We start from the raw sequence: 18,294 nt of genomic DNA on the forward strand, positions 1-18,294 counted from the left end.
TTCTTTTTGATGATGTTAATGAAAGATGACAATTTATCTTTTTTTTAATAACTAAAATCCTGTTTATCCTGTAAACCTTTATAATTTAGGAGGAAGCAGTAATTCTTTTTTAAATAAACCCTGATTTTATGAAAATTGGTTTTCACGCTTCCCACGAACAATTTACACCCCGACACTTACTCAAGCTCGTACAAAAAGCTGAAGATGCAGGCTTTAAAGCAATATTGTCTTCAGATCATTTTCATCCGTGGAGTGACACCCAGGGCGAAAGCGGCTTTGCCTGGAGCTGGCTGGGAGCAGCCATGCAGGCTAGCAGTCTTGAATTTGGAATTGTAAATGCTCCCGGCCAAAGATACCATCCCGCTATTATTGCCCAGGCCGTGGCAACCCTCGATCAAATGTTTCCGGGTAGGTTCTTCCTGTGTTCAGGGAGCGGGCAGTTGCTCAATGAGAATATTACGGGTGATAAATGGCCTGCAAAAAGAGACAGGAACCAAAGGCTTCGCGAATCGGTAGAGGTCATGCAGCGCCTGTGGCAGGAGGATGATTACCTCAATCACAAGGGCATGTTCACGGTTGAACGGGCTAAACTATTTACAAAACCTACTCAAATTCCCACAGTTTTTGGTGCCGCCATAACCGAGAAGACTGCCGCCTGGCTTTCTTCGTGGGCAGACGGTATGATTACTATTTCTAAACCTAAAGAGGAACTTGAAAAAATGATAGCAGCTTTTAGAGGCACAGGAGGTGAAAATAAACCTATGGCTTTAAAGGTGCAGATTTCCTATGCCGCCAACCGACAGGAAGCACTTGATGGTGCCTGGGAACAATGGAAGAACAATATTTATCCCAGCAAGGTCATTGCCGATATAGACAGTCCCGAAAAATTTGATGCCATGGGGCAGAATACGAGGAAAGAAGATTTGGAGAAACATGTAATTGTAGGGAATGATGCAGATACTTTTATCGAGAAGATCAGGGAGTATGAAGCACTGGGGTTCGAAAAGATCGTGGTTCACAACGTCAATACCAAACAGGAAGATTATATCGATTTTTTCAAGAAAGAAGTACTCCCTAATTTTCAACAGCAATAGTCTTAACTATGAATAAATTCTGGTATAAAAATGCGGTGATCTATTCTCTGGATGTTGAAACATTTAAAGATTCTAATGGAGATGGGACCGGAGATTTTGAAGGCTTAAAGAATTCCCTTCCTTATCTGTCAAGTCTTGGGGTGACCTGCCTTTGGCTCCTGCCAATTTTTGATACGCCAAACCGCGACAACGGTTATGATGTCAAAGATTACTACAAGATAGATCCGCGCCTGGGTGACCTGGGTCATTTTGCTCAGTTGATTGATGCCGCCGAAGAAGTTGGCATTAGGGTATTGATAGATCTGGCAGTAAACCACACTTCAAGTGAGCATTTCTGGTTTCAGGAATCCCGTAAAAGTAAAAGTTCAAAATACCGGGACTACTACATTTGGGTAGATGAAAAACCCGAAGATCCTGCGCCCAATATGATGGCCGAAGAGGGTGAAAAGAGCACGAGCTGGAAGTACGACCGCACTGCGAAAGCCTATTATTTTCATTCCTTTTATTCGCATCAGCCAGACCTCAATATTGCCAATCCGCAGGTACAAAAAGAGATTTTCAGGATCATGCACTTCTGGTTAAAAATGGGAGTTTCGGGCTTCAGGATTGACGCTGCACCTCACATGTTCAAGGAAAAGGGCAGGATGGATTTTGAAGGAGATCCGCACGAGATCTTCCGTAACTTCAGGGAATTTGTTGAAACCCAGAAACCTGATGCCATTTTACTGGCTGAAGTTGACCTTGACCCAAACCAGTACAATAAATATCTGGGGAACGAAGACCAGATGCACATGCTCTTCAATTTTTATGTCAACAACTTCACGTACCTGGCTTTTGCCCGGGAAGAGGCAACACCGCTTGCCAGGGCTTTACAACGCATGCCGAAGGAAATTACAGAAAAAGAGCAGCTGGCCATTTTTCTTCGGAACCATGATGAACTCAATCTTGACAAGCTAAGCAGGAACGAAAGAGAAGAAGTATTTAAAGCTTTTGCGCCCCAGGAGAACATGCGGATCTTTGGCCGCGGAATTAGAAGGAGATTAGCTTCAATATTGGGTAACAATCGCCAAAAAATGGAGCTGGCGCACAGCCTTCTCTTCACATTACCGGGCACTCCGGTATTGAGATATGGCGAAGAGATAGGAATGGGAGAAGATCTTTCTATGGAAGGCCGCTCAAGCGTTCGCACTGTAATGCAGTGGGCCAACGAGCCAAACGGAGGTTTCTCTAATGCACCTACAGAAAACCTTATTAAAAATGTCATTTCTGGAGGGGAATTCGGGTACGAAAAAGTTAATGTCAGTGATCAGTTAAGAGATCCCGATTCCTTTCTTACCTGGATCTCTAATGCTATAGATTATCGTAAGGAATTCCCTGAATTTGGTTGGGGTCGCAGTCATATCATTGATACAGGAGACCCTCACGTGCTGGGATATTATTCAAAGTCTGATAAAGGAATGGGAATAGCGTTCCATAATTTTTCAGGAAAAGAAATAATAATAAAACTTGAGGTTGACGAAGAAGAATTTAAAGATGTTGTTGATGTCTTCGGAAATATTAGATATGAAAAATTTGATCCAAAAAATCAGAAGGTCAAGTTAACGCCTTATGGGTACAGATGGATGCACAAGAAACATAACTACTTATGAAATACAACGATTATTTGTGGTGGCATAAAGGAGTAATTTATCAGATCTATCCGCGATCTTATAAAGATAGCGACCAGAATGGGGTAGGAGACCTGCGCGGAATCATAGAGAAACTCGATTACCTGAAAGAGCTGGGAGTTGATGCAGTATGGGTTTCTCCTATTTATCCTTCTCCCATGGCCGATTTTGGTTATGATGTAAGTAATTATACCGGGATTCACCCGCTCTTCGGAAATATGGAAGATTTTGATGATCTTTTAAAGGAAGTCCATCAACGGGAAATGAAACTTATCCTTGATCTGGTACCCAATCATTCCTCCAATGAACACCCGTGGTTCAGGGAATCCAGAAGTTCAAAAGATAACCCGAAACGGGACTGGTACATCTGGAAAGACCCCGCTCCCGACGGTGGCCCTCCAAATAACTGGCTGAGTGTTTTTGGTGGCCCGGGCTGGGAATATGATGAAGCTACGGGGCAATACTACTACCACGCCTTTTTAAAGGAACAGCCCGATCTTAACTGGCGCAATCCTGAAGTGCAAAAAGCCATGCTTGACGTGATGAGATTTTGGTTGGAAAAAGGTGTAGACGGTTTTAGGGTAGATGTGATGTGGCATATGGTAAAAGATGATCAGTTTAGAGATGATCCTCCTAATCCCGATTATAATGACAGGATGAACTCCTACAGCAGACAAATTCCGGCTTTTTCAACAGACCAGGACGAGGTTCATGATGTTGTACATAAGATGCGCAGGGTAATAGATGACTATGATGAGAGATTGCTAATTGGAGAAATTTACCTGCCCATTAGTAAGCTGGTTCGTTACTATGGCGAAGATAATCGCGGAGCACATTTGCCTTTCAATTTTCAGCTTTTGCAGTTGCCGTGGGATGCTGCAAAAATTGAAGCTGCGATAAGTGAATACGAAGGTGCCCTGCCCGAACATGGTTGGCCCAACTGGGTGTTGGGAAATCATGACAACTCCCGAATTACAAGCCGGGTAGGAAAGGAGCAGGCGAGGGTTGCAGCCATGCTTTTATTGAGCCTTAGGGGAACACCTACCATTTACTACGGAGATGAATTGGGAATGGAAGATGTTGAAATTCCGAAGGAAAAGATACAGGACCCGCAGGCGCTTAATGAACCCGGAGTGGGCCGCAGCCGTGATCCCGAACGCATGCCTATGCAGTGGGATGATTCTAAAAATGCCGGCTTTACAACAGGAGAGCCATGGCTTCCGCTTATGGAAAATTACCGGGAGCTAAATGTAAAAAAACAATGGGGCAAAGAGGGTTCTATGCTACAGCTTCACAGGAAACTTCTAGAGCTTAGGGCAAAGGAACCGGCTCTACACATCGGGAAATATAATCCGGTGCCTGCAAATGGAAATCTTCTGGCGTACCTCAGGGAATACGAACAGGAAGAATTTCTCATTGTGCTGAACCTTGGAGCTTCCGAAGAAATATTTGAGCCTGAGTTTCAATGGCAGGGTACAGTAAAGATTGCCACGCATAAAGAGCGTGAAGGAGAAAAACTGAAACAAAAAATAACCATAGCCGCAAACCAGGGGCTTTTAATAAAATTAGATTAAGATGAGAACACTGGGAAAAAAGACGTGGGTTATTGCCGAAGGTTATATCCCCGAATATGGTACAGGTAAGGAACCGGAATTCACAAGCCATGAAACAGCCTGTATCTTAAATACTTCTAATGAAAACGCAGAGGTTGAACTCACCATTTTCTTTGCTGATAAAGATCCTGTAGGGCCTTATAAAGTGACTGTAGAAGCTCAGCGCACCAAACATTTACGGTTTAATGATCTCAAAGAACCTGAACCCGTACCCTTAGGGACAGATTATGCATGTGTGATCGAATCTTCGGTTCCTGTTGTGGTACAGCACACCAGGCTCGATTCAAGGCAGGCAGAAAATGCACTTTTAACGACAATTGCATATTCAGAATAAATGGAAATCTTTAAGAACTGGAGTGGTAGTATGGTTTTTAGCCCGGGAGAAATTATTACTCCCGAGAGTGAAGAACAGGTTTGCAAACTGGTCAAAAAAGCCACTTCGGAAGGGAAAAAAGTGAGGGTTGTAGGTGCCGGCCACTCTTCATCACCCCTGGTGCAGACAGAAGATTACCTGCTTTCGCTGAAGCACTTTAGAGGCGTTGAAGACCCCGATATGAAAACCCACCGGGCCACTGTACCGGCCGGTATGACGGTAAAGGAGGCCGGTAAAGACCTTTTTCGATACGGGCTGGCCATGCACAATACCGGGGATGTAGATGTGCAAACCCTTGCCGGGGCTATAGGCACTGGCACTCACGGCACAGGGAAAGAACTTCCCAACCTTTCGGCAATGCTTTTCGGCGTGAGAATGGTGAATGGAGAGGGAGAGATTGTGGAAGTAAATCGCGATACCGATGCCGAGACCATGCGGGCACTGCAGGTTTCAATGGGATCCTGCGGAATTATCCTTAAAATGAGACTTCAGCTGGAGCCCGCTTACCAACTTTACAGGAAAGAATATTGTGTTTCTTTTAAAGATTGCATGAACAATTTTGAGGAGCTCAAAAAGAACAGGAATTTCGACTTTTATTGGTATCCCCGAACAGATCTCTGTAAGATCAGGATCATGAATGCCGAAAAAGAGAAGATGCCCGAAATCTCCTATGGCAGCCTGGAGCTGGAGAGAGAAGGGCCCAGCCATGAGATCCTGCCACGGGCGCGCCACCTGAAATTCGATGAAATGGAATATGTACTTCCGCAGGAAAAAGCGATGGAGTGTTTTATTGAAGTGAGAAAGCAGGTAAAAGAAAAATGGAGACGTACTGTCGCCTGGAGGCTCCTTATTCGCACCATAAAAAAGGATGACGCACTTATAAGCCCCATGAGTGAGAGGGAATCTGTTACTATTTCGCTTCATCACAATGCCGGCCTCAGGTTTTGGGAATATTTTCAGGCTATAGAACCCATTTTTCTGAAGTACGGCGGGCGCCCACACTGGGGCAAGAAGCACACTTTAAAGGCAGAGCAGCTTAAGGAGCTTTATCCTCACTGGAATCGATTTCAGGAAACCAGGAAAAAAATTGATCCTGAAAGCACCTTTTTGACACCTTATATGAATAAACTCTTTAACTTTGAATAATGAGGAAAATCGGGAAACTTAACTGGGCTTTTTCCGGCGGAAGAATTCCGTTTGATTCAACGGGAGAAGAACCTATGTTCAACAGCCACGATAAAATTTCGGTACTTAATACTTCCGAAGAAGAAGCAAATATCGAGATCTTCATATTTTACGGGAATCAGGCGCCTGTGGGCACTTATGAAGTAAAAATAAAGCCGCAACGCCTCCGAAAGATCAGGATCAACGACCTAATAGATCCCGAAGCAGTTGCGCTGGAGAGAAATTATGGCTGCTATGTCCGTTCGAACATCCCTGTGGTAGTGCAATTCAGCAGAATGGACACCGGCCAAAACGCAAATGCGATCATGGGAACTATGGCTTTCCCGGCCGACTAAAAAATGACAGCATGCTAGGATTTTTACTGGCTTTTGGAACCGCTATTTCTGAAGCTTTAAAGGATATCACCAGTAAGCACAACCTTCATCACATAGATGAATACACGGCGGCTTTTTCTATGCACCTGGTACAAAGCCTTCTTTTGATCCCGGTGGTTTTTTACTTCGGGTTTGAATCTATTTCCACACGCTATTTGTGGGCGCTACTTGGCTGTTCTTTGCTGCAGCTAATGGTGATTTTACTGTATTTTAAAGCTATCAAGAGGTCCGAAATTTCGGTGACACTTCCGCTTATCACTTTGACGCCGCTGTTTATGCTCATCACTTCACCCATTATGGTGGGCGAATTTCCTAACGCTTTAGGGTTGATAGGGATTGTCCTTATTGTGGTAGGGACTTATATTTCCAATTTGAGTGAGGATCCAAAAAAGGTATTTGCGCCCTTCGTTTCCCTGCTGAAGAATCAGGGAGCAAGATATATGTTTGCAGTGGCTTTCATCTGGAGTATTACGGCCAACCTTGACAAGATAGGAGTGGAGGAGACTTCGCCAGTTTTTTGGGCGTTCACGAAAGATTTTACGATCTTGATGTACCTCGTTCCCATTTTGCTGTGGAAGTCAAAGAAACCCTGGCTACAAATAAAAAACCGGAAAGGCCCGCTGTTCATGGTAGGTTTTTTCAGGACCACCAGTGTGCTGGCCCACATGTTTGCCCTGCAGCTTATCCTGGTGCCGTACGTGGTCACGATTAAAAGGTCGAGCGCCGTCTTTATTATCCTCTATGCCTTTTTCTTTCTGAATGAAAAGAAGAACTTCAGGAACAGGGTAATAGGGATTAGCATCATTCTTACCGGACTTTTCATTATTGCCATTTCCTAAATAATCCCGAAGATTCTCACAAAAAGTTTTACTTTTAAATAAACCTAATTATGAGAATTTCAACCATCAAATTTCTGGCAGCTGGCCTTATTGCTAGCCTTGCCTCCTGCAATCAGGGAAAAAACCAATCCCAAAATGACGTTATTCCCAATGATCCAAAAGCTGATACTATGAATACAATTTTTGTGGGTTCATACACTAAAAAAGAGGGTCATGTAGACGGTAAGGCTAAAGGTATTTATACGCTTTACCAAAACAGCCAGACAGGCGAACTCACGGAGGGCAAAACCGTTGCTGAAGTGATTAATCCTTCATTTGTAAAGGATTCAAAAGATGGAAAACTGCTATTTGCAGTGAGCGAATTAGGCCCCGGAGATGCTGAATCGGGTTTTATTTATTCTTACAAGATTAATGAAAACGACTCTTTAGAAGAACTCTCCAAACTTTCTACGGAAAGCTTTGCGCCAGCTCACGTAACGACCGATGAATCTGGTAAATATGTTTTTGTAGCGAATTATTCTGGCGGAGTAGTAATGCTGTTCAAAATGGATGAAAATGGAATTCTGAAGAAACAGCAGAGAATAGATCTTGAAAATCCGGAAGAATCTCATGCTCATTCGGTCACTGTTTCGGCTGATAATAAGCACGCATACGTTGCCGATTTGGGCAATAATAAAATCTGGATCTATGATTTTGATGAAAACGAAGGCAAATTAGTTCCGGGAGAACAGGCTTTTGTAGCCCTGGATGAAGGTGCCGGTCCCAGACATTTTACACTTTCCAAAAATGGCAGTTTTGCTTATTCAATTAATGAACTCAACAGCAGTGTAAGCGCTTTTAAGGTGCTGGAAAATGGGGGACTTGAACTTATTCAGAATATTTCTTCCCTTCCCGAAGATTTTTCAGAAAATAATTCGGGTGCTGATATTCATTTACATCCTTCAGGGAAATTCCTTTACGCTTCCAATCGGGGGCACAACAGCATTGTTTCTTATGAGGTAGATGCTGCTTCAGGAGCACTGAGCAATCCAAATTTCACCTCTACACTCGGTAAAACCCCCCGAAATTTTGCCATTTCCCCCGATGGAGCCTTTTTATATGCCGCCAATCAGGATTCAGGAGATATTTCAGTATTTAAAATTGAGGAGGATGGAACTTTGGAACAAAAAGGAGAGCCTGTAGCTTCAAAAACCCCGGTTTCATTAGAATTTTTGACCCGCTAAAGGCTCTGATTCCTTAAAAATTTAATCTTTTTAATTCCCTGTCAAAAATGCCATTTTTGACAGGTGATTTTTTTATACTTCTTCAATAATAAAGAATCCGTCGTTGCCCTGAGATTGATAAAGGGGCATAAAGATGTAGGCGTCCCACTCGCTCTTTATCTCGCCGCCATTACTTGTGGCAAGCAATTGCCCTTTTTTAATCTTTTGAAAATTCTTGAATCCGGGTTCCATTTTAAAGCTGTCGCCTTTTTTGATCTCGTGCCGGTAAACAATTTCAAAGGTTTTTTGAGAAGGAGCATTCTTTTCGGTGAATCGCTCTACACATTCGGGATAGCAGGAAACCTGTTCCACATTAAGTCCGTTAGCATGTTTTAGAGCCAGCCAGATCATCCCCTCGTGATTTTCTACGGAAGCTTCACTCGTGTGCTGCCCGGCTTCAAAGACAAAGCCTGTTAAGCCGGTGCGGCTCATGTAATGGTCTATCGCGCCATAAACGATATCGCTGAAGCCTTTCACGATGTAAGTGGGAAACTTTTGAGACCACTTAACATTGTCGTGCACATCCTGTACCGATATGTAGGGCAGGCTGTCTGATGACGTAGTGTGACAGTCCAGGAAGTAGCGTTTGGAGTACTGACTTTGGGGGTGGCCCTCCAAAACGTTGATGATCTCGTGCATTTCCCGCTGTTCCTGGGTCTCGGGATCCTGGTTTTTTACATTGTCTTCGGTCCAGGTGCGGTTAAGGTCTTCATCGATGTATCGCTGGTCTTTTTCAAGCGCTGCTTTATTACCCATGACTCCCACAATGGTTCCGTCAATTTCGGGTTTTGTTTTTTCAAGTTCAGAAAAGACCTTTTTTAGTGCTTTGACCCCACTGGGTTCATTGCCGTGAACCCCGGCAGTTACAAAGAGCAAAGGCCCTTTTTTGTTACTGGTATATTCTCCTATGATTCGGGTTTTCTCTTTCATTTTATCTTTTGTTACGCCATTGTAGCCAGAACCTGGTTGGAGATCTGACCCTTATACATTTTCTTGTATTCCACTTTCTTTTCGATCGCATCTATGACCACATCGGAAAAATCGGGAAGACCAATTTCTTCAAAATGATCCATTCCACCGGGACTAAGCACATTGATCTCGATGAGCTTATCTTTAACGATATCAAGGCCAACAAAGAATAATCCGTCCCTAATCAATTTAGGAGCAGTGATCTCAATGATGCGCTTCATCTCGTCTGTAAGCGGACTCTTATCACCTGTACCCCCCTGATTAAAGTTACTTCGGAATTCTCCTTCTCCGGTGACCCTTTTGATGATTCCGTATTTTCCATCCTTTTCCATTACCCGGCCATTCAGAAGTAAAACTCTCACATCACCTTCTTTTGCCGCGGGCAGGTATTCCTGCGCGATGATATAGCCCTGGTTAGAGAGGTTTTCTATGATTTGATTCAGGTTCTTTTCGTTCTTATCGATCAAATACACATCTCTTCCTCCCGAGCCTTCTAAAGGTTTGAGCACCATTTTTTTCTTGTGGTTCTCAAAAAACTCCAATACATCTTCTTTTTTCCGGGTGATGATAGAGTAGGGTTTGATACTTGCCGGAAGCTCCTCAAAATATAATTTATCAATAAAAGCATTAGACAGGGCATAGGCATCATTGAGTACCAGTACGCCTTCCTGTTGTACCATGCGACCAAAAGCAACCCCGGCCTGTTCAGCCCATTGACGGGAAGAACCTTCTTCGGTAGGGTTGTTCCTTATAAAAAGCACATCAAGATCTGTAGCTGTAATGCGTTCTTTTTTGGCTTTATCGCTTTGCAACAGTTCAAGGTATTCTTTAGGAGTTTTTGCTTCTATCTTTTTAGGCAGGTAAGTAGATTCTATGCAAAGTTCTTTGCCCTGTTCGAAGAAAAAATCTCCCACGCCCATGGCATAAACATCATGTTTACGCTTTCGGGCCTCCTGCATAAGGTACACTGTGGTACCACAGGTCTCAGTCTCAACACTATTGATTACAAAACATATTTTCATTAATGATTTCTTTTAGGGGATCACTCCCGGTTAAATTGATAAAATTTTAAAATATTCTATTCCATTGTTGCAAGTTCGCGGTTGGAAATTCCGGTGCCATAATGCTTCTTATATTCAATTTTTCTCTCGATAGACTCAATGATGACATCCGAGAAATTTTCAACACCAATTTTGTAAAGACCGTCCAGGCCTCCCGGACTCAACACATTGATCTCGATAAGCTTGTTTTTCACGACATCGAGACCAACAAAGAAATGTCCGTCTCTTTTTAATTTGGGGGACACAATGTCTATGATCTTCTTAATATCTTCGGTGAATTCGCTGGTTTCGGGTATTGCGCCCTGTGAAATATTACTGCGGAATTCTCCTTCACCACTTACTCGTTTAATGATGCCGTATTTACCATTCTTTTGAAGGATCTTTCCGTTAAGCAAAAGCACACGCACATCACCTTCTTTGGCTGCTGGTAAATACTGCTGCGCGATGATATAACCCTTGGCAGAGAGGTTTTCGATAATCTGGTTAAGGTTTTTTTCGTTTTTGTCTATCAGATAAACTCCGCGTCCTCCTGAACCTTCCAGAGGTTTTAATATCATCTTCTTCTTATGGGCTTCAAAAAACTCCAGGATTTCGTTTTTGTCACGGGTAATTAATGATGCCGGCTTGATATGAGCAGGCAATTCTTCAAAATAGAGCTTATCAATGAAAGCATTAGAGAGGGCAAAAGCATCGTTGAGCACAAGCACTCCTTCCTGTTGTACCATGCGACCAAATGCCACCCCGGCAGCTTCGGCCCAGTGCCTGCCCTGATCTTCTTCAGTAGGATTATTGCGTACAAATAATACATCCAACTGTTTTGCTTCCAGTTTTTTAATCGTGGCTCTTTCTCCCTGCAGCATTTCGAGATGTTCTTCGGGGCTTTCGGGTTTAAAGCTCTTGGGCAGGGAAGTGCTGATAATGCTAAGGGCCTCATTTTGAGTAAAGCTAAAATCACCCACTCCCATTAAGTATACGTCATGATTCCTTTTCCAGGCTTCATGCATCATGTAAACCGTGGTGCCGGCACCTTCAGATTCCACGCTATTTACTACAAAACATATTTTCATGCGTTTATCAATTGTGAAAGAGGAATCCCCTTTCTTATTTGCTGAAGTTTCTCTTTAGTCTCTTCTGAATTTAAATAGCGCGGAGTAAGCTTTTGAGGCGAAAGTACCCTTCTATCCTGTAATTCTTTGATTATCTGCATGTGCTCAAGTGAAAACTTTCCGGTAAGAAGAGGGCTTAATTCCCCACCTTCTTCCAGGTGTTTCTTGAGCTGTACCAGACCCTTGAGATAAGAAATGTCTTTTGTAAAGCCACCTCCCTGCATTATACGGGATGTGATATTAAATGCCCTTTGAGCTGTAAAATTATATTCGTTATAAAGCAGACGAAAGATCTCCTGGAAATCGGCCCCGTGCATTCTTGCTGAAGCAGCTACAACCCGGCCAGCTAAAGTTCTCATCCTGTTACCTGTAAGTCCACCTACGAGATACTCAGATAACACTGCCAGACCTTCCTGAAGTGTGTCATAGTCGGTAAGGCCAATTGAAAGTAGTCTTAGGGGCTGTTTATTTCCGTTGTAGTAAGTGAGTACATGTGTGCCAATTTCGTGCTGTATCAAAGCTTTAGTCTCATTTGCATTGAGCTTGTAATCACTTGGTAAATAAAGTTCTCCACGAGAGACCATAAGAATATTGACATCATCGCGCACATGTACTTTACTGGAAAAATTCTCATCCTGCCCGCGGAAGTACTCGAACTCTTTGTGAGCAAGAACCTCAAAATCTTCAGCTTTGAGGATACTCTCAAAATCCTGCTGTTCCTGTTCTGGAACTTCTTTTAAAATTGTCTCGGCCTCCCTTTGAAGTTCCCGGCTAATTTTTCCATAGAGCATCATACTGTTATAGAAGAAACTATCAAGACCTCTTTCGGTAAGCATGCTTATCTGGAGATCGAGTTCTTCCCGTTTTTCCCGAAAAATGTAAGAAAGTGCAGGGTCATCTACTTCCTCGATCTTTAAGTTATATAATTTTCTTTTGAGAACATCGGGGTCAAATGGTAAAAGCCTGTAGTGATAGTTGAGAACCTTTTCATAGTTACTTTTAAAAAAAGTCTCTTTTATAGTTCTAATATTGGCAGGGGAAACCAACCATAGAAATTGGTAGGAAGATTCAATTTCGGCCAACTCCCGGTCAATTTCCAATACCTTTTCCTGAAGGTTCTTTTGCCCCAGGGCCCTGTAACTCTTCACTCCGCTAGAAGTTTGAATCCTTATAAAGTCGTAAATCGTCTTATGTAAGGCAACCACAAAATTATCTTTAAAGCTTCTAAAGAAAACGGGATATTCTTCTCCATCCTGGCTGCGGTAAACAGGTGGTACCTGAAGACCAATGAGAAGACATCCGGCGTCTTTTAATTGTTCCAAACTTAAAAGAGGTGGTTGTCCCGGGGGTTGACGTTCCATGGAATCCTCTATTTCGGTATCAGTAAAATTTAAGGCGCGGTAGCCGGCATTCATTTCGTCCAGTTCCTCCTTAAACACATTAATTGTAGTAGAGAGCTTTTGTGCAGGCCCCTTGATCTTAAATCCGCGGCTTCCTGACTCTCCTGCAAAAACTTCGAGCAGAAGAAATGATTTAAATTTTGAAGACATGGCTTCACTTAGGCTGAACATAAGCCGCTGGTAGCCTTCAAAATCTTTATCTCCAATAATTAGAAAAGAGGCTTCACTTAAAATAAGTCGTACAGTTGCCCGGTCTTTTTCCTCATCCTCCTTATCTTTAAGATCTCTGTAGATCACTAAATAAGGAAGTTCATCGCTCATATGCAGATAGCCACCTCCCGGCAGGTGCTTCTCTATTTCGCACTTTTCCTGAAGTTCCTCTATAATTTTTTGAATGGAGTTTTCATCAAATGGTTGTGTTTCTTTAGATGTGCTTACTTCCATAATAGGTTTTGCTTTTTTTGGGAGGATTGAAATTAGTTTTAGCTTGTGCTCCCAGTAAAAATGCCTTACAGGTAAATTTAACCGATTCGTAAGTTTTTGAAGAATAAACACCCCTGTATTAGCTGAAGTTTAGCAAAGATTTAGTAGTACTTTTAGATATTCTGAGAAGGAGCTACAGAGCTAAAACAGATACTTTCAAAAGAATAATGGTCGAATTACTGAAAAAATAAAAAATACCTTCATAAATAAGATGCTGAAGCTCTTTTACTTAAATAAAAAGGAAGAATTAAATAATATTTTTGCTTGTGTTTTTTAAAAAGCTCATTATATTTGCACCGCTTTAATGGTCGCGTAGCTCAGTTGGATAGAGCATCTGCCTTCTAAGCAGACGGTCAGAGGTTCGAATCCTCTCGCGATCACTTTGTAATATTTGATTCCTAGCAAAACCCTTGATTTTCAAGGGTTTTGCTTTTTTATGATACTATCTGATATCATCTAATATCATAAAATATGGTTGAAAAAGTCAACAATTCGGTCAACACTTTTTAGTATATTGTTTACTGATTTTTAGAACTTTATGTAGTTGATTTAACTTTCGTCGGTTAACAATTGTTTTATTAAAGACGACAACTATGAAAACCATGCACACTTTTTCGGTCCTGTTTTGGATTAACAAGTCACGTTTAAAAAATAACAAAGCAGATATTTTTGCTCGAATTTCCCGGAATGGAAAAAGAGTAAACCTGAGTCTTAAGATCAAAGTTGAACCCGATCTCTGGGATACCAAAAAAGCAAAAGTCAAAGGAACATCCCATCAGGCAAGACAAGTAAACCAATTGTTGGTAATGACTCGTTCTCAAATTTATCAGGCTTATGTGGAGCTCAAGGAGAAAGGTGGTAGAATTATCCCACAAGCCATCAAAGCCAGGTATTTGGGAGATGATAAAGATGACTTTTCTTTAAAGGATATCTTTGCATATCATAATGAGAAAAATCAGTCTGTTCTAAATAAATACACCCTGCGACACTATAAAACTTCTCAAAGATATCTTCTGGAGTACGTTCAGAGGGAATATCAGTTAAAAGATATTCCGTTGAAAGATCTCAATTATAGTTTTATAGTAGGGTTCGAAAGTTTCCTGAGAAGTTATCAGCCCCGACATTATCAATCATCAATTGAGCAAAATACCATCATTAAACATATTCAGCGTCTGCGTAAAATGATAACCCTGGCTTTCCATATGGAATGGATAGACCGGGATCCTTTTGTAAGGTACAAACCGAGAATGCAGAAAAAAGAACGAGATTTTCTGACAGAAGTGGAGATGCATTCTCTGGAAAAGTTGGTGTTTCCGACAGAGAGATTAGAGGTAGTACGGGATCTTTTTATTTTCAGTTGTTATACAGGTATTCCGTATGGAGATATTATGCTTCTTACTCCTTCACATTTGATCAAAGGAGAAGACGGGAACCAGTGGATTTTCACAAAAAGAATTAAAACTTCAAATTCGGTAAAAGTGCCTTTACTTCCGAAGGCCCTGGACATAATCTCTAAATATAAAGATTCAACCAGAACTATAGCTTCAGACAGACTTCTTCCAAAGATTTCCAACCAAAAAGTAAATGCTTACCTAAAAGAAATAGCAGAACTGGCGCAGATTACTAAGAAGCTAACCTTTCATATGGCACGGCACACCTTCGCAACAACAGTAACTCTTAGTAACGGTGTTCCACTCGAAACGATTTCTAAGTTGTTAGGGCACGCCGAATTAAAAACGACCCAGATCTACGCCCAGGTGGTTGAACAGAAAGTAAGTAAAGATATGATGATTTTACGCCAAAAAATGAATCGTTCTATAGACACCGAATCTCAGGGAGAATTCGTGCCGGAAGAAATATCTTTCTGCTATTATTACAAAGAATAAAAATTTTCATAGAACCTCCAGAAGTTTGTGAAAGTCTCTTTTTTAAATGCCCCTAACAAGGTGGAACTTCTTAGGGGCTGACTGAAAGATATTGGGCTTACTTCTTAGATTCCGCTATAGAAACTTTACGGAACTCTTTTAAAAGTTTTTCTAATTCTAAAGATGATTTTCTTGCTCTGGTTCCAGCACTTTTATTTCCATCGTTTAATTGCGTGTTGGCATCTGTTTGAAAGGATTCAAAAGTACTTTGGATGTTTTCAATTAGGTCTTTCATGATTATAAAATTTAAAATGAGGTGCTAAAATAGCAGATATATGTTATTATGACAGGACTTTTTGAATTTCTGGTGTACATATCGATTCCAGTCACTCAAAATTAGATGCTTATTAAAATTAAGTTCTGCAAAAGCAAAACCTGCCTTTGAGGATCGAATCACGAGCTGAATGAAACAACTTTTTTATTTTCACTTATGAAATTATAGTGATTCCTGCTTCATTTTCAGAACACCTGCAACTTTGCATTTCAAAAATCGTCTTTATGATAACAAATGGTTTTTTAATATGAAACGAACTTTAATTTTTCTGATCTCTTTAATCGTTGTGGCCTTTCTTTCATATAGGATTGAGTCCTTTGAATTTCTTTTAATAGCTATTATTTTGCTGCTGTTGGTCTTTTTAATTCTGTTAGAAATCATCTCCATTTTTAAAACGATCAATCCCAAAAGGTTTAAGACCCCTCTTTTGATGCTTGCAGTATGTTTAGCAGGTGTCCTTGCTTCCTTGTTACGTCCGTATGATGAAGCTATTCTTGAGGATGGCAACAGCAGTGAAAAATTGAAATATGCATATGAAACCGATCAGAAAGACCGAATGCAGCTCAAATCCTACATTTTAGGTGAACTGAATCCTAGAGATAAAAAGAGACTGAAGCAGGTAAAGGTAATCTGTAAGCAGGAGAATGATTTAATACCTATAGATAAATTTCATGCCGCTTTTGTCTACCACCACAGTGACAACACAGAAGATTATAAAATGGCCTACCAGCTTGCAGATGCTGCAGCGGAAGCTCCGTCACTCCAGGAACATTATCAGGTTCAATGGTTAAGAAAAGCCGCCTATGATAGGTGGATGATATCTATTGGAAAACCAGAAAAATTTAATACTCAGGGAAAGTTTTCTGTTGACCTTGAGTGAATAGGTATGAACAAAATTTTTGTCTCAAACTGGCAACATTGCGCAGGCGTCTTCTTTTTTGGTGCAGCCGAGCTGAAGGTTTTTCTTCCCAAACCTTAAATCAACCTAGCGCAGAAATCCGTTTGAAACGAAAGGCAGGGCACGATAAAGGGCAGAATGCCAGTATTCCCAGTCATGGCCGCCATCTCTTACTCTTAATTCAGAAGGGATCTCAGCCTTCTGCATCGCGCGGTAAAAATCGAGGTTTATTGGAAGTAAGAAGTCATCGTCCCCACAATCTATAAACCATCTGATATCCTTTATTTCTTCCTGTATTTCTGTATCGGTATTGGCGACAAATTTCACCGCATGGTTTTCGAGGACGGCTCTGTTCAATTCTTTGCCTTTTTCATCTGCATCCTGGATTCCGCCACCGGGTTCGATTCCTAGCCAGGCGCTCATGGCATAGACCGAGGAGAACATATCCGGGTGTTTCTGTGCGTAAACGACAGATCCACCGCCGCCCATGGAGAGTCCGGCAATCGCGCGGTATTTCTTATCGGGAATTGTTCTGTAGGTCTTTTCTATATGTGGGATCATCTCTTTAAAGAAGTAATCTTCATAGGCCCACCCGTCCATGTTGAAATAACCATACCAGTCTGTTCCTGCATCTGGCATTACTATGATCATTTCTACCGCTTCTTCAGCATTGATGAGCCGGTTGGCTACGTCCTTTACATGTCCTCGTTCTACCCAGTCTTTGTTGCTGCCGTATAAGCCGTGCAGGAGGTAGAGAACAGGATATTTTCTTTCTGTATTGGTGCTATAGCTTTTGGGCAGGTAAATTGAATAACTTCTTTCAGTATTGAGGATCTTGCTGCTCATTGTTTTGAATTCGGCCACGCCCTGCGGCGGATTAAAATCTTGAGAGTAGCCTACAAAAGTGCTGCCGATCAACAAAAATAATGTAAAAAATCTTTTCATGAGTTTAAGTATAGTGGTATTATATGACGTTTTTTCAATCTTATGTAATTGTTTAATTTTAAGCCTCCATCGGCCAGTCCCTGTACTGCCCCTCTGCCTGCTCAATTACTTCCCTCAGTAAATTATCGAGTTCCGAAAATGGCACTTTGCCACGCAAATCTTTTTTCACTGCAAGCCGAATAGCGGCGCGGGTGTCTTCTTTTTGTATCCAGTTGAGCTAGAATATTCTGAGAAAATTTAGGTGGCATCCTCTTCCAGAGATTGCATTTTTTGAAGGTAGCGGGAGAGCATCTTACTGGATTCCTGCTGGACCTTAAGTTTCATCGTTTTGGTCCATCCTAACAAAAAACCTTTAAAACCTAGAGCCTGCCGGGACCAATGCCAAAGGTCAAAATGATCTGTATGTTGCAGGATTTTCCCGTTCTGAATGTAAAAGGTTCCTATCCCATTATTTGTCACCTTGCGTTTTTGCGGTCCGAAATAATAGCTGGCGCTCCATTTGGCACTTGCGTTATGATCATTGGCCTGTATATCGCTAAAGCTTACCTTCAAATTACCACTGTTTTTTTCCAGAAGCATATACCACATGTCTCTCACCCGGTCTCCCTTTATATGTCCAAAAGCAGGATCATAAAAGACTATGTCTTTATGGTGACAGGCGTTCATAGCTTTTTGGATCCCCGTTTTGGAAGGCCCGGTAAAAATCCATAATAAGCTTTTCATTTGGATGCTGCATAGCCTAAAGATACTTTAAAAGTGCTGAATATAAGATGTACATAATTTTGAACTTGAGATTGCCCCCCTAGTAGTTTGTTATACTACGCCC

General features: G+C 41.7%; 18 protein-coding genes and 1 tRNA gene. 11 read left to right on the forward strand and 8 right to left on the reverse strand.

The genetic code is table 11. From position 1 onward, the window contains the following. The first annotated feature begins 128 nt into the window (after window positions 1–128). Genes V5739_RS15755 through V5739_RS15790 form a run of 8 tightly spaced genes read left to right on the forward strand, consistent with a single transcriptional unit; the run spans window position 129 to window position 8,368 of the window. Complete coding sequence (locus V5739_RS15755) at window positions 129–1,094, forward strand: TIGR03885 family FMN-dependent LLM class oxidoreductase (RefSeq protein ID WP_423818951.1); 966 nt, start codon at window positions 129–131, stop codon at window positions 1,092–1,094. 8 nt (window positions 1,095–1,102) lie between these two features. Beyond that, on the forward strand, window positions 1,103–2,743 hold the full coding sequence (locus tag V5739_RS15760) for an alpha-amylase family protein (protein ID WP_423818952.1): 1,641 nt from the start codon (window positions 1,103–1,105) through the stop codon (window positions 2,741–2,743). Next, on the forward strand, window positions 2,740–4,335 hold the full coding sequence (locus tag V5739_RS15765; RefSeq protein ID WP_423818953.1) for an alpha-amylase family glycosyl hydrolase: 1,596 nt from the start codon (window positions 2,740–2,742) through the stop codon (window positions 4,333–4,335). Before V5739_RS15760 ends, V5739_RS15765 begins: the two co-directional genes overlap by 4 nt. Before the next feature lies 1 nt (window position 4,336). Continuing rightward, window positions 4,337–4,708, forward strand: coding sequence for a sensory rhodopsin transducer (locus V5739_RS15770; RefSeq protein WP_423818954.1), 372 nt, complete (start codon window positions 4,337–4,339; stop codon window positions 4,706–4,708). Next, window positions 4,709–5,893: a D-arabinono-1,4-lactone oxidase gene (locus V5739_RS15775; RefSeq protein WP_423818955.1), complete on the forward strand. Its 1,185-nt coding sequence runs from the start codon at window positions 4,709–4,711 to the stop codon at window positions 5,891–5,893. Then, window positions 5,893–6,267 carry a sensory rhodopsin transducer gene (locus tag V5739_RS15780; protein WP_423818956.1) on the forward strand — a complete coding sequence of 125 codons (375 nt, stop codon included), beginning with the start codon at window positions 5,893–5,895 and terminating at the stop codon, window positions 6,265–6,267. Before V5739_RS15775 ends, V5739_RS15780 begins: the two co-directional genes overlap by 1 nt. A gap of 11 nt (window positions 6,268–6,278) precedes the next feature. Then, window positions 6,279–7,145, forward strand: coding sequence for an EamA family transporter (locus V5739_RS15785; protein WP_345598563.1), 867 nt, complete (start codon window positions 6,279–6,281; stop codon window positions 7,143–7,145). A gap of 50 nt (window positions 7,146–7,195) precedes the next feature. After that, window positions 7,196–8,368, forward strand: coding sequence for a lactonase family protein (locus V5739_RS15790; protein ID WP_423818957.1), 1,173 nt, complete (start codon window positions 7,196–7,198; stop codon window positions 8,366–8,368). A 72-nt stretch (window positions 8,369–8,440) separates the two neighbouring features. Here the strand turns inward: V5739_RS15790 and V5739_RS15795 are convergent, their stop codons facing one another. From V5739_RS15795 to V5739_RS15810, 4 genes are read right to left on the reverse strand one after another with little or no spacing between them, the layout of a single operon-like run. After that, window positions 8,441–9,337 (reverse strand): succinylglutamate desuccinylase, encoded by an 897-nt coding sequence (locus V5739_RS15795; RefSeq protein WP_423818958.1) that lies wholly within the window; start codon window positions 9,335–9,337, stop codon window positions 8,441–8,443. 11 nt (window positions 9,338–9,348) lie between these two features. After that, entirely contained in the window at window positions 9,349–10,398 is a 1,050-nt protein-coding gene (locus V5739_RS15800) for a glutathione synthetase (RefSeq protein ID WP_423818959.1), read from the reverse strand. Between the two features lie 56 nt (window positions 10,399–10,454). After that, window positions 10,455–11,504, reverse strand: a complete 1,050-nt coding sequence (locus V5739_RS15805) for a glutathione synthetase (protein ID WP_423818960.1) — start codon at window positions 11,502–11,504, stop codon at window positions 10,455–10,457. After that, complete coding sequence (locus tag V5739_RS15810; protein WP_423818961.1) at window positions 11,501–13,387, reverse strand: flavohemoglobin expression-modulating QEGLA motif protein; 1,887 nt, start codon at window positions 13,385–13,387, stop codon at window positions 11,501–11,503. Before V5739_RS15810 ends, V5739_RS15805 begins: the two co-directional genes overlap by 4 nt. A 345-nt stretch (window positions 13,388–13,732) precedes the next feature. On the opposite strand from V5739_RS15810, the gene V5739_RS15815 reads away from it, so the two are divergent. Then, window positions 13,733–13,806 (forward strand) — tRNA-Arg (locus V5739_RS15815). Window positions 13,807–14,019: 213 nt separating this feature from the next. Continuing rightward, window positions 14,020–15,312, forward strand: a complete 1,293-nt coding sequence (locus tag V5739_RS15820) for a site-specific integrase (RefSeq protein WP_423818962.1) — start codon at window positions 14,020–14,022, stop codon at window positions 15,310–15,312. Between the two features lie 97 nt (window positions 15,313–15,409). Here V5739_RS15820 and V5739_RS15825 read toward each other — a convergent pair whose 3' ends face one another. Next, window positions 15,410–15,586 carry a histone H1 gene (locus V5739_RS15825; protein WP_266070516.1) on the reverse strand — a complete coding sequence of 59 codons (177 nt, stop codon included), beginning with the start codon at window positions 15,584–15,586 and terminating at the stop codon, window positions 15,410–15,412. A gap of 286 nt (window positions 15,587–15,872) precedes the next feature. Here V5739_RS15825 and V5739_RS15830 point away from each other — a divergent pair, with 286 nt between their 5' ends. After that, entirely contained in the window at window positions 15,873–16,505 is a 633-nt protein-coding gene (locus V5739_RS15830; RefSeq protein ID WP_423818963.1) for a hypothetical protein, read from the forward strand. Between the two features lie 105 nt (window positions 16,506–16,610). Here the strand turns inward: V5739_RS15830 and V5739_RS15835 are convergent, their stop codons facing one another. From V5739_RS15835 to V5739_RS15845, 3 genes are read right to left on the reverse strand one after another with little or no spacing between them, the layout of a single operon-like run. After that, entirely contained in the window at window positions 16,611–17,468 is an 858-nt protein-coding gene (locus V5739_RS15835) for an alpha/beta hydrolase (protein WP_423818964.1), read from the reverse strand. A 58-nt stretch (window positions 17,469–17,526) separates the two neighbouring features. After that, entirely contained in the window at window positions 17,527–17,676 is a 150-nt protein-coding gene (locus tag V5739_RS15840) for a hypothetical protein (protein WP_423820503.1), read from the reverse strand. Between the two features lie 29 nt (window positions 17,677–17,705). Next, window positions 17,706–18,191 (reverse strand): nuclear transport factor 2 family protein, encoded by a 486-nt coding sequence (locus V5739_RS15845; protein WP_423818965.1) that lies wholly within the window; start codon window positions 18,189–18,191, stop codon window positions 17,706–17,708. Window positions 18,192–18,294 lie beyond the last annotated feature (103 nt).

This window comes from Salinimicrobium sp. TIG7-5_MAKvit (genome assembly GCF_049569215.1).
GTDB lineage: Bacteria > Bacteroidota > Bacteroidia > Flavobacteriales > Flavobacteriaceae > Salinimicrobium > Salinimicrobium profundisediminis.